21 protein-coding genes and 1 tRNA gene are annotated in these 22,159 nt (G+C 64.8%); 15 read left to right on the forward strand and 7 right to left on the reverse strand.

The genetic code is table 11. The annotated features are described in order from the left end of the window. Positions 1 to 51: 51 nt before the first annotated feature. Both glyS and ABWP89_RS02255 read right to left on the reverse strand, forming a co-directional pair. A complete protein-coding gene (glyS, locus tag ABWP89_RS02250; protein WP_353226882.1) occupies positions 52 to 2,043 on the reverse strand; it encodes a glycine--tRNA ligase subunit beta in 1,992 nt (663 codons plus the stop codon). Beyond that, a complete protein-coding gene (locus tag ABWP89_RS02255) occupies positions 2,040 to 2,960 on the reverse strand; it encodes a glycine--tRNA ligase subunit alpha (protein ID WP_353226884.1) in 921 nt (306 codons plus the stop codon). Before ABWP89_RS02255 ends, glyS begins: the two co-directional genes overlap by 4 nt. Before the next feature lie 137 nt (positions 2,961 to 3,097). Here ABWP89_RS02255 and ABWP89_RS02260 point away from each other — a divergent pair, with 137 nt between their 5' ends. The 4 genes from ABWP89_RS02260 to pth all read left to right on the forward strand — a co-directional run bounded on the left by ABWP89_RS02260 (position 3,098) and on the right by pth (position 6,215). After that, positions 3,098 to 3,928, forward strand: a complete 831-nt coding sequence (locus ABWP89_RS02260; protein WP_353226885.1) for a TraB/GumN family protein — start codon at positions 3,098 to 3,100, stop codon at positions 3,926 to 3,928. Next, on the forward strand, positions 3,925 to 4,818 hold the full coding sequence (locus ABWP89_RS02265) for a TraB/GumN family protein (RefSeq protein ID WP_353226887.1): 894 nt from the start codon (positions 3,925 to 3,927) through the stop codon (positions 4,816 to 4,818). The genes ABWP89_RS02260 and ABWP89_RS02265 overlap by 4 nt, the downstream gene beginning before the upstream one ends. Positions 4,819 to 4,925: 107 nt before the next feature. Further along, positions 4,926 to 5,531, forward strand: coding sequence for a 50S ribosomal protein L25/general stress protein Ctc (locus ABWP89_RS02270; RefSeq protein ID WP_353226889.1), 606 nt, complete (start codon positions 4,926 to 4,928; stop codon positions 5,529 to 5,531). Positions 5,532 to 5,645: 114 nt separating this feature from the next. Continuing rightward, positions 5,646 to 6,215: an aminoacyl-tRNA hydrolase gene (gene pth, locus ABWP89_RS02275; protein WP_353226908.1), complete on the forward strand. Its 570-nt coding sequence runs from the start codon at positions 5,646 to 5,648 to the stop codon at positions 6,213 to 6,215. Positions 6,216 to 6,428: 213 nt separating this feature from the next. Here the strand turns inward: pth and ABWP89_RS02280 are convergent, their stop codons facing one another. After that, positions 6,429 to 6,848 (reverse strand): hypothetical protein, encoded by a 420-nt coding sequence (locus ABWP89_RS02280; protein ID WP_353226913.1) that lies wholly within the window; start codon positions 6,846 to 6,848, stop codon positions 6,429 to 6,431. On the opposite strand from ABWP89_RS02280, the gene ABWP89_RS02285 reads away from it, so the two are divergent. After that, positions 6,832 to 6,882: a hypothetical protein gene (locus tag ABWP89_RS02285; RefSeq protein ID WP_353226909.1), complete on the forward strand. Its 51-nt coding sequence runs from the start codon at positions 6,832 to 6,834 to the stop codon at positions 6,880 to 6,882. The genes ABWP89_RS02280 and ABWP89_RS02285 overlap by 17 nt on opposite strands. Before the next feature lie 76 nt (positions 6,883 to 6,958). On the opposite strand, the gene ABWP89_RS02290 is transcribed toward ABWP89_RS02285, so the two are convergent. After that, positions 6,959 to 8,476, reverse strand: a complete 1,518-nt coding sequence (locus tag ABWP89_RS02290) for a tetratricopeptide repeat protein (RefSeq protein WP_353226890.1) — start codon at positions 8,474 to 8,476, stop codon at positions 6,959 to 6,961. 52 nt (positions 8,477 to 8,528) lie between these two features. After that, the gene (locus tag ABWP89_RS02295; protein ID WP_353226891.1) at positions 8,529 to 9,500 is read right to left on the reverse strand and encodes an MBL fold metallo-hydrolase; all 972 of its coding nucleotides are present in this window, start codon (positions 9,498 to 9,500) and stop codon (positions 8,529 to 8,531) included. A gap of 95 nt (positions 9,501 to 9,595) precedes the next feature. Here ABWP89_RS02295 and ychF point away from each other — a divergent pair, with 95 nt between their 5' ends. The 4 genes from ychF (at position 9,596) to ABWP89_RS02315 (ending at position 13,087) form a co-directional block, all read left to right on the forward strand. Then, positions 9,596 to 10,696 carry a redox-regulated ATPase YchF gene (gene ychF, locus ABWP89_RS02300; protein ID WP_353226892.1) on the forward strand — a complete coding sequence of 367 codons (1,101 nt, stop codon included), beginning with the start codon at positions 9,596 to 9,598 and terminating at the stop codon, positions 10,694 to 10,696. Between the two features lie 17 nt (positions 10,697 to 10,713). Further along, positions 10,714 to 11,172, forward strand: coding sequence for a MaoC family dehydratase (locus tag ABWP89_RS02305; RefSeq protein WP_353226893.1), 459 nt, complete (start codon positions 10,714 to 10,716; stop codon positions 11,170 to 11,172). Between the two features lie 130 nt (positions 11,173 to 11,302). Beyond that, positions 11,303 to 11,806 carry a Cif family virulence factor gene (locus ABWP89_RS02310; protein WP_353226894.1) on the forward strand — a complete coding sequence of 168 codons (504 nt, stop codon included), beginning with the start codon at positions 11,303 to 11,305 and terminating at the stop codon, positions 11,804 to 11,806. 78 nt (positions 11,807 to 11,884) lie between these two features. Beyond that, positions 11,885 to 13,087 carry a tetratricopeptide repeat protein gene (locus tag ABWP89_RS02315; RefSeq protein WP_353226896.1) on the forward strand — a complete coding sequence of 401 codons (1,203 nt, stop codon included), beginning with the start codon at positions 11,885 to 11,887 and terminating at the stop codon, positions 13,085 to 13,087. A gap of 20 nt (positions 13,088 to 13,107) precedes the next feature. On the opposite strand, the gene ABWP89_RS02320 is transcribed toward ABWP89_RS02315, so the two are convergent. After that, a complete protein-coding gene (locus ABWP89_RS02320; RefSeq protein ID WP_353226897.1) occupies positions 13,108 to 13,530 on the reverse strand; it encodes a hypothetical protein in 423 nt (140 codons plus the stop codon). Positions 13,531 to 13,721: 191 nt separating this feature from the next. Continuing rightward, a complete protein-coding gene (mutL, locus tag ABWP89_RS02325; RefSeq protein ID WP_353226898.1) occupies positions 13,722 to 15,560 on the reverse strand; it encodes a DNA mismatch repair endonuclease MutL in 1,839 nt (612 codons plus the stop codon). Positions 15,561 to 15,745: 185 nt separating this feature from the next. Here mutL and ABWP89_RS02330 point away from each other — a divergent pair, with 185 nt between their 5' ends. The 6 genes from ABWP89_RS02330 to ABWP89_RS02355 all read left to right on the forward strand — a co-directional run bounded on the left by ABWP89_RS02330 (position 15,746) and on the right by ABWP89_RS02355 (position 21,793). Beyond that, positions 15,746 to 16,792 carry a rod shape-determining protein gene (locus ABWP89_RS02330; RefSeq protein WP_353226900.1) on the forward strand — a complete coding sequence of 349 codons (1,047 nt, stop codon included), beginning with the start codon at positions 15,746 to 15,748 and terminating at the stop codon, positions 16,790 to 16,792. Between the two features lie 115 nt (positions 16,793 to 16,907). After that, positions 16,908 to 17,813, forward strand: coding sequence for a rod shape-determining protein MreC (locus tag ABWP89_RS02335; RefSeq protein ID WP_353226901.1), 906 nt, complete (start codon positions 16,908 to 16,910; stop codon positions 17,811 to 17,813). 4 nt (positions 17,814 to 17,817) lie between these two features. After that, positions 17,818 to 18,390, forward strand: a complete 573-nt coding sequence (gene mreD, locus ABWP89_RS02340; RefSeq protein WP_353226903.1) for a rod shape-determining protein MreD — start codon at positions 17,818 to 17,820, stop codon at positions 18,388 to 18,390. A 6-nt stretch (positions 18,391 to 18,396) separates the two neighbouring features. Further along, positions 18,397 to 20,493, forward strand: a complete 2,097-nt coding sequence (gene mrdA, locus ABWP89_RS02345) for a penicillin-binding protein 2 (RefSeq protein ID WP_353226904.1) — start codon at positions 18,397 to 18,399, stop codon at positions 20,491 to 20,493. After that, entirely contained in the window at positions 20,493 to 21,608 is a 1,116-nt protein-coding gene (gene rodA, locus ABWP89_RS02350) for a rod shape-determining protein RodA (RefSeq protein ID WP_353226911.1), read from the forward strand. Before mrdA ends, rodA begins: the two co-directional genes overlap by 1 nt. A gap of 109 nt (positions 21,609 to 21,717) precedes the next feature. Then, a tRNA-Lys gene (locus ABWP89_RS02355) sits at positions 21,718 to 21,793 on the forward strand. Positions 21,794 to 22,159 lie beyond the last annotated feature (366 nt).

Raw genomic sequence — 22,159 nt, forward strand, 5'->3', positions numbered from 1 at the left:
CCGGATGGCTCCTCGGTTTATCCCAATGGCGCCCGGTTTGACCCGGCGCCGTTACCCTTCAATGCGCGAAAAATCCGCCACCTTGTGCACTGCAGCACGAAAAAGGTCAAGCAGCGCCAACCGATTGGCCCGTTTGTTCGCATCCGCATCATTAACCGTAACCGCTTCGAAAAACGCGTCGATCGGCGCACGCAACGCCGCCAGCGCGGCCATCGCCGCGGTAAAGTCCTCTGCCGCGATGCCTGCGTCAACCCCCCCGATGGCCATCGCCAAGGCATCCGCCAGCGCCGCCTCTGCCGGTTCGGGCGCATAGTCCTGCGGGAAGCTGTCCCAGCTTTCCTTTTTCAGGATATTGGCAGCGCGTTTGTACCCGGCCAGCAGATTGGTGCCGTCGTCGGTGCCGACAAACGCCTGCAAGGCATGGACCCGCGCCAGCAGGCGGACCAGATCGTCCTCGTCCCCGCCGGCAAACACCGCGTCGATCAGATCGTGGCGCACCCCAGCCTCGCGCTGCTGCACCTTCAGCCGGTCGGCGAAGAACGCCAGCAAATCGCCCTGTGCCAGGCCAAAGCGCAGCCCGTTATCAGTGATCAGGCGGATCACACCCAGCGCCGCACGCCGCAGCGCAAACGGGTCTTTCGACCCGGTTGGCTTTTCATCGATCGCAAAGAACGAACGCAGTGTATCAAGCTTGTCCGCCAAAGCCACAGCTACGGTCACCGGGGCGACTGACACATCATCGCCTTGGCCCACCGGCTTGTAATGGTCACGGATGGCATCGGCCACGGCGGCGGGCAGACCTTCGACACGGGCGTAATATCCACCCATAAGGCCCTGCAATTCGGGGAATTCGCCGACCATTTCGGTCACCAGATCGGCCTTGCACAGTTCGGCCGCAAGCCGCGCCTGGGCCGGGTCGGCACCGGGGATATGCGCGCAAAGCGCTTCAGCCAGATCGGCCACGCGCGCGACTTTGTCGGCCAGGCTGCCCAGCTTTTCATGGAAAGTGATGCGCGCCAGCTTTTTGGCCTGTTCGGCCAGCGGGGTTTTCTGATCCTGTTCCCAGAAAAAGCGCGCGTCGGAAAGCCGCGCGGCGAGCACTTTGCGGTTGCCGTCGATGATCGCTGCGCCGCCATCGTGGGCTTCGATGTTGGCGGTGCAGATGAAGGCATTGGCCAATGCCCCTGCCGCATCCCGGCAGATGAAATATTTCTGGTTTACGCGCGCGGTCAGTTGGATGACTTCGGGCGGGACGCTCAGAAATTCCGCGTCGAAACGGCCCAGCAGAGGTACCGGCCATTCGGTCAGGCCGGCGTTTTCGATCACCAGCCCTTCGTCTTCGACCAGTACCAGCCCGGCCGTGGCGGCGGTGCGGGCGGCGCCATCACGCACGATTGCTTCACGTTCCGCATGATCGACGATGACATGCGCGGCGCGCAGTTTGGGCGCGTAATCCTCAACGCCGGCGATGGTGATGGCGCCGCTGTGGTGAAACCGGTGCCCGATCGTTTCGCGGCCCGACACGATCCCGCCGATTTCGCACGGCACGACTTCGCCGCCCAGCAGGGCGATGATCCCCGACAATGGCCGCACCCAGCGCAGTGAATCGCTGGCGCGCGAATCCGCACCCCAGCGCTGCGATTTGGGCCAGGGAAAGGCGCGGATGATCGCCGGTATCGCCTCGGCCAGTACGTCGGCAGTGGCGCGGCCCGGCTTTTCCAGCACGGCAAACCATACCCCGTCGCGGTCTGTCAGTTGCTCTGCGGTCAGCCCGGTCTTGCGCAGAAACCCATCCAGCGCTTGCGCCGGGGCGCTGGTGCGCGGGCCTTTCAGTTCTTCGTGTACGGCAGCTGTCGCCAGCGGCAGATCGCGCGCCACCAGCGTCAACCGGCGCGGGGTTGACCATACGGTGATGGTGCCAGGGGTGATCCCGGCACTCGCCAGTTCCTTGCGCAACAGCCGTTCCAGATCGGCACGCGCACCCGCCTGCATCCGCGCGGGGATTTCTTCGCTGCGCAGTTCCAGCAGAAAATCGGCGGTCATGCGCTCCACCCCGGGAACTTGGCCGCCCATTCGTCCTGGTACCGCGCCATATAGGCTTCACACGATCCGCGTGCGCAATCGCGCACCCGCGCCATATAGCTGGCGCGTTCCTGCACCGAAATCACGCCGCGCGCCTGCAACAGATTGAACAGGTGGCTGGCCTCGATCGCCTGTTCATAGGCGGCGATGGGCACCTTTGCGTCGATCGCGCGGGCGCATTCGGCCTCCGCCCGGCGGAACCCTTCGAACAGGGTGTCGGTATCGGCGACTTCAAAGTTCCATTTCGACATCTGGCGTTCGTTTTCCAGAAACACGTCGCCGTAACTCACTCCCCCCTTACCCTCAACAGCGTCGTTGAAGCGCAGGTCATAGACGTTGTCGACGCCCTGGATATACATCGCCAGCCGTTCCAGCCCATACGTCAGCTCGCCCGCCACCGGCTTGCAATCGAACCCGCCCATCTGCTGAAAATAGGTAAACTGGCTGACCTCCATGCCGTCGCACCAGACCTCCCACCCCAGCCCCCAGGCGCCGAGCGTGGGCGATTCCCAGTCGTCTTCGACAAAGCGGATATCGTGCAGCAGCGGATCGATGCCGATCGCAAACAGGCTGCCCAGATAGAGCTCCTGAAAATGCGCCGGGCTGGGCTTCATGATCACCTGGTACTGGTAATAGTGCTGCAACCGGTTGGGGTTTTCGCCGTAACGGCCATCGGTCGGCCGCCGGCTGGGCTGCACATAGGCGGCATTCCACGATTCGGGGCCGAGCGCGCGCAAAGTCGTCGCGGTGTGAAACGTGCCCGCCCCCACGCGCATGTCATAGGGCTGCAGGATCAGGCAGCCATGCGCGCTCCAATAGGCATGGAGCCGCAGGATCATGTCCTGAAAACTGGGGCTGGTCTGGGTGTTGTCGGCCATGCGCGCGGCTCTGGCCGATACGCACGCGCAAATCAAGGATCGGCAATCGCGTCGGGCTTGCGGCGGGCGCATCATTGCGCCATCGCCGGCGCATGATGCGCAAAGCAGTCCTTCGCCTGTGGGCTTGTCTGGTGCTGATGGCACCGATGGTTGCCGCTGCTGATCCCGCCACGCTGCATCCGGCGCTGTGGAAGGTCACCCGCCACCGCACCACGATCTGGCTGTTTGGCACGATCCACATGCTGCCGCCCGATGCGCGCTGGTTGAACGGCGCGGTGGCGCAGGCGGCCGACAATGCGGATGAAATTGCCACCGAAATCGACGACGCCGATGGTGCCAGGACGCTGGCCGCACTGACCGCGCGCCAATCGCTGCCGCCGGGCGAACGCTTGTCCACCATGATTTCGCCGACAATGCAAACCGCGCTGGCGCAGCGGCTGGCCGGGGTGTCGGTCGATATCGACAGCAAAAAACCGTGGTTTGCGGCGGTGCTGCTGTCCACTCTGCCGCTGCTGCGGCGCGGATTTGATGCGCATGGCGGGGTTGAGGCGCAATTGTCCGCGCGTGAAGCGGCGCGCGCCGTGCGGCGCACCGGCATCGAAACCCCCGATGAACAATTCGGCATGCTGGACAGTCTGCCGCGCGCATCGCAGATCGCCTATCTGTCCTCGGTCATCGATGACTATGACCAGATCGATGCGCAGATCACCGCGATGTTTGCCGCCTGGGGCAAAGGCGATGCCACGGCGCTGGCGCAGTTGATGAACGCCGATGCGGGCAAGGATGATCCGGTGCTGATCGATCGCCTGATCACGCAACGCAACCACCGCTTTGCCCGGTGGATCATTCAGCGCCTGCGCCGCCCTGGCCGCGTGTTCATGGCGATCGGTGCCGGGCACCTTGCCGGTCGCGGCAGCGTGCGGGATGATCTGGCGCGCGCCGGCATCAGGGTAGAGCGGGTGCAATGATCATGCGTCGCATCACGCTGGCGCTGGCGTTGCTGGCCCTGGGCCTTATGACTGCCGGATGCCAGCCCGCACCGCCACCTGCGCCGGCGCCGCAAGTGGCGCTGTGGGCGGTCAGCGACGGCCATGCCCCGCGCGGCTGGATACTGGGCACCATCCATTCCCTGCCCCCTGGCACGCAGTGGCGCCGCGCCAGCATCGATGCGGCGATGGCCGCCGCGGACCGGCTGGTGATGGAAATCGGTGATCCGGTCACGCCTGCCGCGGCCGGCGCGGCACTGGCGCGGCTGGCAGTGACGCCCGGCCTGCCTGCGCCCGCCGAACGGCTGGACGGACAGGCCAAAGACGCGCTGTTGCGTGCCTATCAGAAGCTGAAACTGAATGACGCGCAGTTCAAGGATCAGGAAAGCTGGGCGGTGGCGCTGCAACTGTCGGCACTGGCCAGCCAACGCGCCGGGGCCAATGCCGCCGACGGGGTGGAACCCGAATTGCGCGCGCGCATGCCCGGCAAACCGGTCGAAGGGCTGGAAACCATCGACAGCCAGTTCGGCGTGTTCGACGCTTTGGCACCGGCCGCGCAAAACCGCTTGCTGGCCGATGTCGCGCGCGAGGTTAACGATCCGCGCGATGGCGATGCGCAAATGCTGAACCTGTGGCTAAAGGGTGACGAGCTGGGCCTGACGCACGAAGCCAACAGCGATTTCCTGGGCGATCCTGTGCTCCACGAGGCACTGCTGGCGGCGCGCAACCGGCTGTGGTTGCGGCGGGTCGATGCGCTGTTGCGGCAGGGCGCGCGCCCGTTCATCGCGGTGGGCGCGGCGCATGTGGTGGGCGGTGATGGGCTGCCGACGCTGTTGCGCACGCGCGGATGGACCGTCACGCGGGTTTATTAGGTTGCTTTTCGCGCCCGAAACGCTATGCGCCGCCGCTTCCCGTTCATGGTCATCCCTGGAGGCGTGGCGGGAAATATCGCAAACCAACCAACCCAAGGACCAGACATATGAGCGAAACGCTGCATCTGTCGGCCGAGGCACGCGAAAAGGTAGGCAAGGGAGCCTCCCGCGTGCTGCGTCGTGCCGGCCGCACACCCGCCGTCGTTTATGGCGACAACCAGACCCCGGTGGCCATCCACCTGGAAGAAAAAGCGCTGCGCAAGGCGCTTGGCACAGGCCACTTCCTCAATTCGATCGTCGAATTGACCATCGACGGTGGCGCCGTGATCCGCACCCTGCCCAAGGATGTTGCGTTTCACCCGGTCTCCGACCGTCCCGAACATGTTGATTTCCTGCGCGTTTCGGCAACCCATGCAGTGCATGTGAAGGTGCCCGTGCTGTTCATCAACGAAGATGCATCGCCCGGCCTGAAAAAGGGCGGCGTGCTGAACATCGTTGCGCACGAACTGGAACTGATCGCCATTCCCGAAGCGATCCCTGACAACATCACCATCGATGTCACCGGTCTCGACATCGGCGCATCGATCCACATGCACGACATCGTGGTGCCCGCCGGCTGCAAAGTGGTCACCCACGAAGCCGACGCCACCATCGCCACGATCGTTGCACCGTCGGCGCTGAAATCGAGCGAAGGCGACGCGGGCAAGGCCTGATCGCAACATCGTCGCCAGTCTGACTGGCTGAAATCAGAACCCCCTTTTCCATGCCGGGAAAGGGGGTTCTTTTTCGCCTGGTCCCCGCTAATCGCCTTTGCAGGAGGCATCGTGATGCAGATCTGGGTCGGCCTGGGCAATCCGGGCCCGCAATATGCGATGAACCGGCACAATGTCGGCTTTATGGCGATCGACACGATCGCCGATGTCCACGATTTCGGCCCGGTGCAAAAGAAATTCCAGGGCTGGGTGCAGGACGGTCGGATCGGCGGGCAGCGCGTGGTGCTGCTGAAACCGGCGACATTCATGAACGAAAGCGGGCGGTCGGTGGGTGAAGCCCTGCGATTCTACAAGCTGGGCAGCGATGCGCTGACGGTGTTTCATGACGAGCTCGACCTGGCGCCGTTCAAGGTCAAGGTGAAGGTCGGTGGCGGCACGGCGGGGCACAACGGGCTACGATCGATCGACAGCCACGGCGATGCCGAATTTCGGCGGGTGCGGCTGGGCATTGGCCATCCGGGGCACAAGGACCGCGTGCTAGGCCACGTGCTGGGCAACTATGCCAAGGCCGAAACCGATGATCTGGCGACGATGCTGGGCGCCTGCGCGCGATCGGCAGAATGGCTGGCGCGCGGCGACGATGTGCGGTTCATGAACGATGTGGCGCTGATCCAGCAGGGGTAGCGTTGCGCAGGCCGGGCGGGCGCAAGTGGGCGCCGACAGACGTCCGAATCATGGCAAACCTTTACGTATCTTTACCTATGTTAAGGCGATTCAGTCGGAACTTCTTACAGGTCACCCCATCAAAACACGGCGTTAACCAATCAAAATGGCAGTTTTCCGCAATTGGCACGGGTCGTGCGTTGCCAAGGGTTAACCAGACACCTATGTGGTCAGTTACAGGGGAAGTTCCATGAAGCGTTTTGCCACTATTGCCGCTGCTGCCACCGTTTTTGCCGGCGCATTGACCGTCGCCCCCACGCCTGCGCTCGCGCATTTTTGCAATTGCGGCCACCCGGCCGGCGCAGCCATGTGTGGCGGTTCAACCTCTTCGTCGTCAACTTCGTCAACTTCGGGCGGCACCACCACCTCATCGACTTCGGGCGGCACCACCACCTCATCGACGACCTCGGGCGGCACCACCACCACGTCATCGACATCTGGCGGCACCACCACTTCGGGTGGTACCACGACCACTTCGGGTGGCACCACCACCACGTCGGGCGGCACCTCTACCAGCTCGACCACGTCGTCGACTTCGGGCGGCACTGCCGTGCCGGAACCGGGTATGCTGGGCATGATGGGCCTGGGCTTCATCGGCATGGCCGTCGCCCGTCGCCGTCGTCGCTGATCTGCTGATACGACCCCTGCCCTGATCGGGGCCGGATGATTCCGGTCCCGGCCGCGGGCGGTCAATGCCTGGTGCGTCAGACCCCTGCGCGGGCAAGATCGGCGCGAAACAGGCGGTTGGCCGGATCGCGTTCCAGCGCCTGACGCAACAGCGATTGCGCCAGGCCACGGTCCCGCCCCGCGTTGATGCGCACCAGCCCGGCAATGTGCAGCATATCGGGATTGCGCGGATCAAGCTCCAGCGCATGATCGGCATAGGCCAGCGCCGCATCGGCCTGGCCCAGGTTGCTGGCCGCCAATGCCAGCCTTTTCAACACTTCGGGATCGCGATCAGCCCCCGGAATCGTGCGCAGTGCGGCCAGCGCCGCCGCCCAATCACGCCGCCCCATCGCCGCCGTTGCCGCGCCGGCAGTGGCCGCGATCATGGCCAATTGCGGCGATGCCCGGCGTTGCTGATACCCGGGCAACGCGGGATCATGCGCCATTGTTGCCGCGCGGATCGCCACATCCAGCTCCTGCTCACCAGCCAGCACGCTATCGGCCAGCGGGCGGATAGTCTGCATCGCGCCACTGCCATCGCCCACCGCCAGATCGCATTTCGCCAGCATCAGCCGGGCATAAGGGTTCTGTTGCGACAGCAGCAACGCCTTTTGAAAGATCGCACGCGCAGCCTCGGCGTGGCCCAGGTTCAGCAGTGCTGCGCCATACGACAGCCCGTCGGCACTGCGCAGATCGAGCGTTGTTTCGTGCGGGGCCAGCAGATCGCGCACTTTGGCCCAGTTGTTGGCCTCTTCCGCAACCATCACGATCAGCGATACCACTTTGGGATCCCTGGGTGCGATCGCCGCCGCCTGATCGGAAAGCCGCGCGGTGGCGGCAGTGTCGCCACGCAGGTCGGCCAGATAGGCCAGCGCCAGCAGCGGTTCGACCCGTGCCGGAAAACGCGCGGCGGCGTCGGCAAAGGCACGCCCGGCCGCATCCAGTTGCCCGCGCGCTTGCGCAATTTCACCGGTGATCAGCAGCGTATCAATGCGATCCGACCCCGCGTTACGCATCACCGCCAGCGCGCGCTCCGCGCCATCGATATCAGCCGCATCGATCAGGAACCGTGCATAATCCGCCGCCAACCGGAAATCCGCACCCCCGGCGGCCATCCCGCGCTGAAAATCGGCGAGCGCCGCGGCGCTGTCGTTGTCGGCCAGCGCGGCCTCTCCACGCAGGCGCCAGGCTGCGGGGCTTTGATCGTCTTTCAGCAAGTCGGCCATATCTTTGGGCCGCCCGCGCCACAGCGCTGCCTCTGCCGCCATTTCATTCCATTCGGGCCCGTTCATCCCGGCATCGGCCAGCCGCGCCAGCGCGGCGCCGGCGCCTTCGCCATCGTGCAGGGCCAGATTGCTGCGCGCCAGCAACAACAGCATGTCGCGATTGCCGCGCGCGCCATCCAGCGCGGCCAGCACCGCACTGCGCGCATGGGCGTAATCCTCGGCCGCAAACGCCTTCTTCGCCTCGGCAAAGCGGGCATCGGGGTTGTCATGGTTGCACGCCGCCAGTGCCAGCGCGGCCAGGAGGGCGATCGGGAAAGGGCGCTGTTTCATCGCCACGCATTATGCCGCGAAGCGTTGAACTTTCCGTGAATCAACCGGCCAATCAACCGGCAATGCGACCGGGTTCGATCCCCGCCCCGGCGCCGGTTCCGCCCCACACAAACCGCGAACCGACTGCCGCCACCACCGCGCTGTGCCGATCGAGCCCCAGCAGGCCGCGCAGCCGCCAGGTCGCCTCGATCCCGGTGCAATGCGCCGCCAGCAGATAGCGCAGACCTTTCAGCCGCACGGCGGTCGCCGCCAGCACCGCATCGGGTTTGGCAAACAGGTGCAGCCCGCCGACCACCGCCAGCAACCGCGCATCACCATCGATCGCCTGCGCCGCATCGGCAATATTCATGATCCCGGCATGGCCGCACCCGGTCAGGATGACGGTACCGTCGGCGGTGGCGATCACCAGCGATGCATCCTCTGCCACCGGATCGACCACCAGCCCGCCGGCCTGGCGCACAAACACGTCGTCGGGAAAATTGCGTTCATCGTGCGTGCGCGCCACCGGCCCGCTGAACCAGACCCCCGGTGCCAGTTGTGCGGCACTGGCGTGTTCGATCACCACGCCCCCGGTGGCGCGATAGGCCTGTTCCAGCGCGGCGAAATCGGTGTCGGCAGCGCCCGCCGCATCAAACCGCGTTTCGGCAATCCCCGTGGCCACGTGCAGGTGTGACAGCGCGCGCGGGTTTTTGGCCATCATCGCACGGCGCAGCGCGATCAACCCACCCGTGTGATCATTGTGGTCGTGCGAGATCACCACGTCTTCGACCGACGCCAGATCGATGCCCAATGTTTGGGCATTGCGCAGCACCACATCGGCATGCGCGCCGGTGTCGAACAGCAGGCGATGGCCATCAACCTCTACCAGCGCGGCATAGCCCCATTCGCCAATGCCGTGATCGGCGAGCATGGTCGACAGTGTGGTAATGGTCACGTGCTGTGCGGCCAGAGGCGCGGCCTGCGCCGGAATGGCCAAAACCAGCGCCATCAGCATACCCAACCGGCGGATCAATCCCGTCATCATCGCCTTCCCCCTTGACCTTGGGCCAAAGGAATACCATCGCCGCGCCCAAGTCAAATGGCCGCGTTCGCCCGGCCGATCAGGAAAGTGACACGCACATGGGTTTTCGCTGCGGGATCGTGGGCCTGCCCAATGTCGGCAAATCGACGCTGTTCAATGCGCTGACCGAAACACAGGCGGCGCAGGCGGCCAATTATCCGTTCTGCACGATCGAGCCGAACGTCGGCAATGTCGGCGTGCCCGATCCGCGGCTGGAAAAGCTGGCGGGGATTGCCGGCAGCCAGAAAATCATCCCGACGCAATTGGGCTTTGTCGATATTGCCGGGCTGGTACGTGGCGCGTCAAAGGGCGAAGGGCTGGGCAACCAGTTCCTGGGCAACATCCGCGAAGTCGATGCGGTGGTGCATGTGCTGCGCTGTTTCGAAAACATCGATATTCAGCACGTCGACAACAAGATCGACCCGATTTCGGATGCCGAAACGGTCGAAACCGAACTGATGCTGGCCGATCTCGACAGCCTGGAAAAGCGTGTGCCTGCCGCCCAGAAAAAGGCCAGCAGCGGCGACAAGGAATCGAAAATCATGGCCTCTGTGCTGGGCCAGGCGCTGGAACTGCTGCGCCAGGGCAAGCCGGCGCGGCTGACCGTGCCCAGGGATGAAGAAGAATTGCGCGTGTTCAAACAGGCGCAATTGCTGACCGCCAAGCCGGTGCTGTATGTCTGCAATGTCGAAGAAGAGTGCGCCGCCACCGGCAACGCGTTTTCCGCACGCGTGTTTGAAAAGGCCAGGGCCGAAGGCGCCGAGGCGGTGATCGTGTCGGCGGCGATCGAATCCGACCTGGTCGGCATGGACAGCGATGAACGGCTGGCGTTCCTGGCCGAACTGGGCCTGCACGAAACCGGGCTGAACCGTGTGATCCGGGCAGGGTACGAACTGCTGCACCTGATCACGTTCTTTACGGTGGGGCCAAAGGAAACCCGGGCGTGGACCGTGCACAAGGGCGCGCGCGCGCCGCAGGCCGCCGGCGAAATCCATTCTGATTTTGAACGCGGTTTCATCCGCGCCGAAACCATCGCCTATGACGATTATGTCACGCTGGGCGGCGAAGCCGGCGCGCGCGATGCGGGCAAGTTCCGCCAGGAAGGCAAGGAATACGTCGTGCATGACGGCGACGTGCTGAATTTCCGCTTCAACGTCTGATGGCGGGGGTGCCAGCGATGCAATTCTATGAAGACCTGGTGGTGGGCGAAGTGCACCGGTTCGGCAGCCATCCGGTCACCCGCGAAGAGGTGATCGCGTTTGCCACGCGGTACGATCCGCAGCCGTTCCACCTGGACGATGCGGCGGCGGCGGCCACCCATTTCGGGCGGCTGTCGGCCAGCGGCTGGCACACCTGCGCGATGGTCATGGCAATGATCGTCGAACGGCACAAACATTCGGGCCATCAGGGGCTGGGTTCACCCGGGGTCGATGATCTGCGCTGGTTGCACCCGGTCTATCCCGGCGACACGCTGACCGTGGAAACCGAAATGCTGGAAAAGCGCCGCAGCAAGACCAAGCCTGATCGCGGCATTTTCCGCAGCGCCACCCGCGCGTTCAACCAGGACGGCGTGATGGTGCTGAGCATGACCAGCCGCGCCATGGTCCGCACCCGCGATGCAGGCGGCACCGACTGACACCCAAAATCCTCCCCGAACCGGAAGGGATACGGTCCACGACGGTTTGACAGGCCAGCGCGACGGTGACACGTTCGCGGTCGGCGGTGATCCTGATGCAATTGCAGGGTCCCGAGTGGGAGAAAGCCTGATGCGTTCGATGATGATGACTGCCGCACTTGCCCTGATGGCACTGACCGGATCGCCGGTGCTGGCCGCAGAGCCGGCGCCCGCCGCGAGCACAACCGCCGATCAGCAGGCCATTACCGCGGTGATCAACGGGATCGCCGATTCGCTCAACGTGCTGGACGTTCCGAAGTTCGCCGGGCTGCATATCGATACGCCGACCATCCTTGATGAATTTGCGCCGTTTGCCTGGTCGGGCAAGGATGCGGTGAAGGCGTGGCTGGGCGATTTTGGCGCCTGGGCCAAGGCATCGGATGTTGCCGGCACCCACGTGACATTTGGCGCGCCCGGGGCGATGAACCTGGCGGGTGACCGCGCCTATGCCACCGTACCGTCAACCATCACCTTTACCAGCAAGGCCGGCGTCGCCACCGCAACGCTGGGCCAGTTTGCGTTTCTGCTGGTGCGGCAGGGCAGCACCTGGAAAATCGCCGGCTGGGCCTATACCCGCACCGGTACTGCCAAATAAGGCACGTGCCGTCCGGCTTGGCTTGAACCCGGCAATGTGCCATCGGCAACCTGCAATCCACGCCAAACCGGGGCGATCATGGTGATACGCAACGTCCGTCTGAAACAGTGCGGCGCTGCGTTCGCCCTGGCCATGTTCGCGCTGATCCCGACCGGGGTCCAGGCCGAAACCGGCCCCGCCCCGGCTCCGGCCAGTCCATCGGACGTGGTCCGGTTCGTTGTCGAAGGTGACCTTGCCGGGGTGCTGATCCGTGCACCGGATGGCACGATCAAGCCGGTGGCTGGCATCACCCGGGTCAAAGACGCGTTGAAGGTGCTTGCCGACGAACGCCTGGCCGCGGTCTGGCCGGACTTGCTGGCATGGGCTGGCAGTGATCTGCGCCGCTTGCGCGATCGCTCACTGGCGCAGACCGAAAGTGCGCTGAACGATCAATCCCGTTTCGTGCCGACCACATTGCGCGAAAGACAGGCGCTGTGGCCCAAGAAATTGCTGGCGTTCACCCAGTATCTTGATGCGCTGAGCGATGCCGGCAAGATATCGGAGGCGATCGCCCTGGCACAGGCGGAGATCACCACGCCAGCCATCGCGCAAGACGCGCTCGACACTGGCCAAATCCAGGTCAAACTCGCCACACTGTTTGAACGCTCCGGGGCAGTCGACAGCGCAATTGGCGCGCTGCAACAGGCGGCTGCAACCACGTCTGACCAGAGCGCGATCGAAAACATCAATGTCAACCTGGCGGCAAAACTGGCGATCGCGGGAAATTACGCACGGGCGCTGACGCTGATCAATGCCGAGGAACGCGGTTACGACCAGATCAGCCCCGCCAAGCTGTTTCAAACCGGCCGCCACATGCCGGACAGCCACGCCTATTTCGCGGCGATCAGGGCCTGCGCGCTGAATGGGCTGGGCAATCATGAAGAGGCGATGCGGATGCTGGCCCTGATCGAGCCTGATCCCGAAACGCCTTTCACCGAGTCAGTCCGGTCACAGACCCGCCTGCGCGCCTATCGGTGCATGCACGATGCCGCGGGATTGGCCGCCGAACTGGCGCCGCTGGTTGCCAATGCCGCTCCGGGATCGGTGCTGATGATAGAGTTGCAACCGGGGTACCAGACCGATCCGGCCGAGCGTGAGACGGTCGCCAAGGCGCTCACTGACGCAAGACTCGTGCATGCCATGGCGGGCCGCGCCCGCGTACTGGGAGAGCCCTATGCATCGGCAATTGCCTGGTGGAATGTCGCGCCTGTTTCACCCGGCACGCCGAAACCCGCAAACTGAGCGTTACCGCACCGGCAACGCTACACCGGTTTGCACTGCGTATCGCCATTGGCCTCGTACACTGTCTGGCCCTTGGCGTCGGTCACTACCAGGTGGCCGGTAAACACCGATACCACGCCCAGCGTCTTGTGCTTGCCGCCCGCGACTGGCACCAGCGTCGCGGCATAAAGCGGCCCGGCATAATGCGTGCGCGCGCCCTGCGGCAGCGGCGCGCCATCGGTGGCGACGGGTAGCGGCACGATATGATCATCAACCTTGATCAACCCGCGGTCGGCCAGGGCCAGGAACACCGCGCCCATCCCGCCACCGTCGGCCACGAAATTGCAGCCCGAACCATACAGCTTGTTCTGCGTGACATCGAAATAGAGGATCGGTTGCAGCGCCAGTTGCGGCATATCGGTCTGGGCCCCGGAACATCCGGCCAGCGGCAGCAGTGCGATCATAGCAAGTCGCGCGATGCGCGACCCAGACCTCCCGCCCCGCCTCCCCACCCGACCACCAATGATACCATCATGCTGTGGTGGTCGGCTCCTCGGCAAAAACGTCCCCCGGACGTTTTGTGCTCTTCGTCGCGGGAGGCGGGGCGGGAGGTCTGACTGCACGTCAGTGCAGCTTCGTATAAAAACCCTGCGCATCACGTTCTCCCGAACAGTTTTTCAATATCCCCGTGCGCCAGCTTGATCCAGGTCGGGCGGCCATGGTTGCACTGCCCCGATCGCGGCGTCACCTCCATTTCGCGCAGCAGCGCGTTCATTTCCGCCACCGACAGCGCACGCCCGGCGCGCACCGATCCGTGACAGGCCATCGTCGCCAGCACCAGATCGATGCGTTCGCCCACCATCAGGCTGGCACCGTTGCGCGCCAGATCATCCGCCACATCGCGCACCAGCGCATGGGGATCGCCCTGCCCCAGCACCGCCGGCACCGCGCGCACCAGCACGGCGGCCGGGCCGAACCGTTCCAGCACCAGCCCGAACCGCGCCAGTTCCCCCGCCGCATCCTCCAACCGGTCGCAATCCAGTTCATCCAATTCGACCACTTCGGGCAACAACATGGCCTGCGCGGGTGCATCCCCCGCCCCCGCCCCGGCGGCGCGCAAACGTTCCAGCACCAGCCGTTCGTGCGCGGCGTGCTGATCGACCAGCACCAGGCCATCATCGGCCTCGGCGACGATATAGGTCCGCGCAACCTGCCCGCGCGCCACGCCCAGCGGGTGCGCGATCACGTTGGGCACCGGCGCGGCGGCGGTTTCGGCGCGCGCCATCGGTGGCGCCATCACCGCCGCCTCATACCCGCGCCAGGCCGCGCCCGCCTCACCCAGGCGAGGTGCGGACTGCGCAAACAGGCTGGATTGCGGCGCGGGTTCAGGCCCGGATGGTGCCAAGGGTTCCGCCTGCCACGCGGCCATGGCGGCGCGATCAGGGGTCTGCACCGCCCGCCGGTCGCTCGTCGCCAGCGCGTGCCGCAGCCCGGAAACGATCATCCCGCGCACATGCGCCGAATCGCGAAACCGCACTTCGGTCTTGGCCGGGTGGACGTTCACATCGACCTCTTCGGCCGGAAGCGTCAGGAACAGCGCGACCACCGCATGGCGATCACGCGCCAGCATATCGGCATAGGCGCCGCGCACCGCGCCAATCAGCAGGCGGTCACGCACCGGGCGGCCGTTGACGAACAGGTATTGGTGGTCGGCCACACCGCGGTTCCACGTCGGCAGTCCGGCCACGCCAACCAGGTGATAATCGCCGCGCGCCAGATCGATCGCCACCGAATTGGCGGGCAGATCGCGCGCCACCAGTTGCGCCACCCGCACATCCAGCCGTTCACCCGGCTGCACCTGCAACGCGCGCCGGCCATCGTGTTCCAGCGTAAAGCCGATATCGGGCCGCGCCATCGCCAGCCGCCGCACCACATCCAGACAGGCCGCCCATTCACTGCGCGCCGACCGCAGGAATTTGCGCCGCGCCGGTACCCGCGCAAACAGATCCTCCACCCGCACGCGCGTCCCGGGCGGCAGCGCGGCGGGGCCGTCGACCACCATGACACCATGGTCGATGACCATTTTCCAGGCTTCCCCGGTTGGCGCTTCGCCGCTTGCGCGCGACCGGCTTTCGATCGTCAGCTTTGCCACCGAGGCGATCGACGGCAGCGCCTCTCCGCGAAAGCCCAGCGTGACCACGCGTTCCAGCGCGCTGTCGGCGCCGATCAGGCTTTCGGGCAGTTTTGATGTGGCGTGGCGTTCCAGCGCCAGCGCGATTTCGGCGGGCACCATGCCACAGCCATCATCGCTGACCTCGATCATCGCCAGCCCGCCCTCGCTCACCCGCACGGCGATCTGCGTGGCGCCGGCATCGATGGCGTTTTCCACCAGTTCCTTCAACGCGCTGGCCGGGCGTTCGACCACTTCGCCCGCCGCAATGCGGTTGACGAGGTGTTCGGGAAGCCGGCGGATTTGGCGTGGAAGTGAAGCCATATACCCCCGTTAGCGACAAACCCGCCGATTTTCGAGACGGGGCGCCAAGGTTATCCGGATTCAGCGTCATAATTGCTTGGGTTTTGCGAAAGGCTTGCGCTAATGGGATCGCTTCCCTGATGCATACCCACTTTTTGGGGCGGTCTGGACCTTGGTTCCAAGCCGCTGATTCGACGGATTTCCTGATGGCTTCAATGTTTTCGCGATTCTTCAAGTTCGGTTCCCAGAACATTGCGATCGACCTCGGCACGGCCAACACGCTGGTCTATGTGCAGGATCGCGGTATCGTACTTAACGAGCCGTCGGTGGTGGCGATCGAGACGATCAATGGCATCAAGCGAGTCAAGGCCGTGGGCGACGATGCCAAGATGATGATGGGCAAGACGCCCGACAACATCGAAGCGATCCGCCCGTTGCGCGACGGCGTGATCGCCGACATCGAAGTCGCCGAGGCGATGATCAAGCATTTCATCCAAAAGGTGCACGGCAAAAAAAGCGTGCTGCGCTATCCCGAAATCGTCATTTGCGTGCCATCGGGTTCCACCTCGGTCGAACGCCGCGCGATCCGCGATGCCGCCAGCAACGCCGGTGCCAGCCAGGTGTTCCTGATTCTGGAACCGATGGCCGCCGCGATCGGCGCCGACATGCCGGTGACCGAACCGATCGGATCGATGGTGGTCGACATCGGCGGCGGCACGACAGAGGTCGCGGTGCTGTCCTTGCGTGGTCTGGCCTATACCACATCGGTGCGTGTGGGCGGGGACAAGATGGACGAAGCGATCGTGTCGTACGTGCGCCGCCATCACAACCTGCTGATCGGTGAAGCCACCGCCGAACGCATCAAAAAGGATTATGGCATCGCCATTATCCCGGCCGATGGCATTGGCGAAATCATCCACATCAAGGGCCGCGATCTGGTCAACGGTGTGCCCAAGGAAATCACCATCACCCAGGCCAATGTGGCCGAGGCGCTGTCCGAACCGATCGGCGCGATTGTCGAAGGCGTGCGCATCGCGCTGGAAAACACCGCACCCGAACTGGCCGCCGACATCGTTGACCAGGGCATCGTGCTGACCGGTGGCGGCGCGCTGATCCGCGGGCTGGACGAACATCTGCGCAACGAAACCGGCCTGCCGGTATCGGTTGCCGAAGATCCGTTGAGCTGCGTCGCGCTGGGCACCGGCCGCGCGATGGAAGATCCGATCTATCGCGGCGTGCTGATGACCGCCTGACCCGCCCGACCCGTTTGGGTCGGACGGTGCGACGGTCGGCAATTGTTCATCGCCCCGAACGTCTGGACAACGCGCGTCCAGCCGCCCGGGGCGATCGGTAAGGGAAGCATCTGTTATGGCGCGGTCGCGAGATTTGCGCCCGGGCTATTCGCGCAGGGCGCAATACGGCATTTTTACCCGCTATGTGATCCTCGTCGTGGGTATCGCGGTGGGGGTGATCGCGCTGGGGCTTTCGCTGTTCGATCCCGGGGCGTTTGCCTGGTTGCGCGGTGCCGGCAGCGAAATTGCCGCGCCGGTCGGCGAAGCATCGGCCACGGCACGCCGGTCTGGCGCCAATCTGGTCGCCGCGATCGGTGCGTGGTTTGATACCGGCCGCCAGAATCTGGCGCTGGCGCGCGAAGTGGCCGCCGCCCGCGCCACCGCGGTTTCCGCCCGCGCCACGGCCGATGAAAACCGCCGGTTAAAGGCATTGCTGCACATCGTCGAACCGGCCCAGCCGCCGGTCGCCACCGCGCGGCTGATCGGGTCCACCGCGGTCAGCGCGCGGCGCTTTGCCATTATCGATGCCGGTACGCTGCGCGGCGTGCACGCCGGTCAGGCGGTGCGCGGCGCCGCCGGGCTGATCGGCCGGGTGGTGGAAACCAGCCCGGATACCGCGCGCGTGCTGTTGATCAGCGATGCCGACAATGTCGTGCCGGTGCGCCGCGCCGGCGATGGCCTGCCCGGATTTGTGCAGGGCACCGCCAACGGCCGCATCGCCATCCGCCTGTTGTCGATGGGCAACAATCCGCTGCACCCCGGCGATGTGTTTGTGACATCGGGATCGGGCGGAATCTATCCCCCCGGCGTGCCGGTGGCGGTGGTCGCCACGACGCGCCGCGATGGCGCCGAAGGCCGGCTGGCGGCTGACCCGGCGGCGACCGATTATGTCATCGTGCTGCCGGTCTATAGCGCGGCCGCCACGGCCGCGATGGCCGCCACGGTCAAGGCCGCCGGTCCGCCGCTAAAGGACGAAAACTGAACCCATGGCGACCAAGGCGCGCCAGCCCACCACCGGACTCGCCACGGCACGCGACGCCACCCCGCGCCGGCCGATCAACCGTGCGCCGCTGCCATGGCTGGCGGCCGGGCTACCCTGGGCATCGATCATGGCGCTGTCGCTGGTGACGTTTTCGCCGGTCATCGCGTCTGCCCCGGTGATCCCGCCGCTGGCGCTGATGGCGCTGCTGGCCTGGCGCATGTTGCGGCCCAATCTGTTGCCGATCTGGGTCGGGCTGCCGCTGGGCGCATGGGATGATCTGTTCAGCGGGCAGCCGTTCGGATCGGCGATCCTGCTGTGGTCGCTGGCCATGCTGGCGATGGATGTGATCGACGAACGGTTTTTGTGGCGCGGGTTTGTGCAGGACTGGGCGGCGGCGGCGGCACTGTTGACAGTTTATCTGGTGGTGGCGGCGGGCCTCGCCGGGCTGGCCGCGCGCTATCCGCTGCCGCTGACGATCGGGCCGCAATGGTTGATGACGCTGGTGCTGTTTCCGGCCATCAATCGCCTGATCGCGGGGCTGGACCGGGTACGCCTGTTGCCGTTGCAACGGTTGTAACCGGCGATGGCCAAACCCAGACTGCCCCTGACCGCCGCGCGGCTGACCCAGACGTTCCAGCGCCGCACCTTTCTGCTGGGTGCCGTCCAGGGTGGAGTCGGGCTGCTGCTGGCGGGCCGGCTGGGCTATCTGGCGGTGGCGCAGAACGCCAAATACAGCGCCGCATCGGAAAGCAACCGGGTCAATCTGGCGCTGATCCCGCCCCGGCGCGGCTGGGTGCTCGATCGCAGCGGTGTCGCGCTGGCGTCCAACCGCGCCGATTTCCGCGTCGATCTGATTCCCGAACGGCTGTCCGATGCTGATGCGACGCTCGCGACATTGCAGAGCCTGCTTGATCTGCCCGCCGACCGGATCGCCGATATCCGCGACAAGATCGACAAATCGCACGGGTTTCAGCCGGTCGAGGTCGCCAGCAAGCTGGACTGGGACAAGTTTGCCGCGGTCAGCGTGCGGCTGCCCGAACTGCCAGGCGTCATCCCCCAGCGCGGGTTTTCTCGGTTGTATCCCAGCGGCGCCGCGGTTGGCCATCTGATCGGCTATGTCGGGCCGGCGTCGGCCGATGACTATGTGCGTGAACACAATCCGCTGTTGATCACCCCCGGGTTCAAAATCGGCAAGGATGGCCTGGAAAAAGCGTTTGAAGTGCGGCTGCGCGGGGTGCCCGGCGCGCGCCGGGTGGAGGCCACCGCCAGCGGCCGGGTGGTGCGCGAACTGGGCACGCGCGAAGACGTGCCCGGGCAACCGGTGCAATTGACCATCCACGCCGGGCTGCAGGAATATGCCGCGCGCCGCATCGGGCTGGAAAGCGGATCGGTGGTGGTGATGGATTGCCTGACCGGCGATGTGCTGGCGATGGTATCGATGCCCTGTTACGACCCCAATTCGTTTTCCGACGGGATCGGCCGCATCGAATGGAAAATGCTGTCCGAAGATGACCATGTGCCACTGCGCAACAAGGTCTTGCGCGGACTGTATCCCCCGGGTTCGACGGTAAAACCGATGGTGGCGCTGTCTTTCCTGGAGGCCGGGCTGGACCCGCACGCCGCAGTCAATTGCGCGGGAGGCTTGCGCGTCGGCAACCGCGTGTTCCATTGCTGGAACCATCATGGCCACGGTTCGACCGACATGATGAAGGGCATCTATCAATCGTGCGACGTCTATTTCTATCACTTTGCGCAACAGATCGGCATGGACACGATCGCGGCGATGATGCGGCGCATGGGCCTGGGCGGAGAATTCCCCCTGCCCTATCCCGGTCAATCCTATGGCACGGTGCCCGATCCCGCGTGGAAAATGCGCAAATATCACAAGGAATGGGCGGTTTATGACACCGTCAATGCCACCATCGGCCAGGGGTATATGCTGGTCAATCCGTTGCAGCAGGCGGTCTATGCCACGCGGCTGGCGTCGGGTCTGAAACACATGCCACGGCTGATGTTTGATCGCCATGCGCCGCGGCCACCATCGCTGGGGATCAAACAGGATCATCTCGATCTGGTGCACGCGGCGATGAACGAAGTGGTCAACGGGCGCGGCACCGCGGGCAAGGCGCGATTGCCGATCCCCGGCGTGCAGATGGCGGGCAAGACCGGCACCGCGCAAGTCGTCGGGCTGAACATGGGCAATGGCAAGGGCGGCGAATGGAAACGCCGCGACCACGGCCATTTCATCTGCTTTGCCCCGTTCGACAAACCGCGCTATGCCTGCGCCGTGGTAATCGAACATGGCGGCGGATCGGGCGCGGCCTATCCGGTGGCGCGCGACGTGATGACGTATCTGTTCGATCAGACCAAGGCGCTGGCGGTGCTGAACGATTATGAAAGCCAGTGGGGCGGCAATGTGCAGCAGCGCATGGCCGCAAAATATGCGGCCTATGCCGCGAAATACGGCGCCAGCGCGCCAGCCGCGCCCGATGACAATGCCCCCGACGACCAGGCCAGCGACGATACCGCCGACAATGGTCCCGACACCCCGGTAACCGACGCCGCCAACCCGGCCGCCGAACCCGACGCGCCGCCCACACCTGTCGCGCCGGCATCGGCTGCCCCCGCTCCGGCAACTGCGCCACCCGCTGCGTCGGCCAGCCCGGCCACCGCGCAATGATGCCGCGCGCCTATGTGCCGCAGGCGCTGGCGCGCCAGCCGTGGCAGGTGATCGTGCCGCTGACCGCGCTGGCGCTGTTTGGCGGCGCGGTGCTCTATTCCGCCGCCGGTGGACGGTTGCAGCCGTGGGCGGCAAGCCACGTCATCCGCTTTTTCGGCTTTCTGGTGATGGCGATGTTGCTGGCCCGCGCGCCCCAGCACTGGTTCCGCCGGGTCGCGCTGCCGGGCTATGCCGTGCTGTGCGTGTTGCTGGTGCTGGTCGAACTGATCGGGCGGATCGGCGGGGGCAGCCAGCGCTGGTTGAACCTGGGGTTCATGACGCTGCAACCGTCGGAACTGATGAAGCCCGGCATCGTGCTGGTGCTGGCGTGGTTTTACGCGATGCTGCCGCTGAACGAGCTGCGCGCCTGGCGCGCAATCGTGCCGCCGCTGCTGATGCTGGCGATCCCGGCCGGGCTGGTCATGCTGCAACCCGATCTGGGCACCGCGCTGGCGATCAGTTTTGGCGCGCTGGTGATGATGTTCATCGCCGGATTGCCGCTGGGGCTGTTTATCGGCGGCGGCGTGGCGGCGGCGGTGGCCGCGCCGATCATGTTCTTTTTCGTGCTGCACGATTACCAGCGCAAACGCGTGCTGGTGTTCATGGACCCGGAAAGCGATCCGCTGGGATCGGGCTATCACATCACCCAGTCAAAAATCGCGATTGGATCGGGCGGGATGTTTGGCAAAGGGTTTGGCAACGGATCGCAGGCGCATCTGGATTACCTGCCAGAGGCGCATACCGATTTCGTGTTTGCCACCATGTCGGAAGAATGGGGCATGGTAGGTGGTCTGTTTGTGCTGGCGGTGTTCGCCATGGTGCTCGGCTGGGGGCTGAAAGTCGCGATGCGCGCGCCCGACCGGTTTTCGCGGCTGCTGGCCGCGGGCATGGTCACCACGATCTTTTTTTACGTGTGCATCAACATGATGATGGTGATGGGGCTGGCCCCGGTGGTCGGCATCCCGCTGCCATTCCTCAGCCACGGCGGATCATCGATGATGACCAACATGATCTGCATCGGCACGATCATGGCCGTCGACCGCTGGTCCCGGCGCGTCCCGCGGGGGCTGAACTGACCGCCACCGTCAAAAAAACACCCCCAAGGCCAAATGGGGCTTGGCAGCAGGCAAAAAATCGCTAGAGCGACGCTTTCCGCGCACGGCAACGCCACTGCGCCATGGTGACGGACACATAGCTCAGTTGGCAGAGCAGCTGACTCTTAATCAGCGGGTCCTTGGTTCGAACCCAAGTGTGTCCACCATTTTTCCACTTAATATCAATACGTTATCAGCATGGTAATTGTTGCTCAAAACGGCTCGAGCCCCGCTAGGTAGCTTTCTAGGTAGCAGCCTGAGCATGGATATTTTTTGGCGTTCCGATGAGCTTTTGATTTTTGGAGAGCGATTTTTCGGTTCGGCGCCCCGGCTATGGGCCGAACTGGAATGACCGCACATGGCGGTCTGTGAATGGCAATCGGCGTCCAAACGGGACCCACTATCGGCGTGCAAAAGGGAACCACCTGGCGGCGTTGCGCTGGGGATTACGGGCACGGATTTCGCGCTGGGGCTGGCATAGGGAGGGCGTAGCCCGACCGGAGGCAGCCCCAGCGCGAAGCAAATTTTTATCG

The organism is Novosphingobium sp., assembly GCF_040398825.1.
Classification (GTDB): domain Bacteria; phylum Pseudomonadota; class Alphaproteobacteria; order Sphingomonadales; family Sphingomonadaceae; genus Novosphingobium.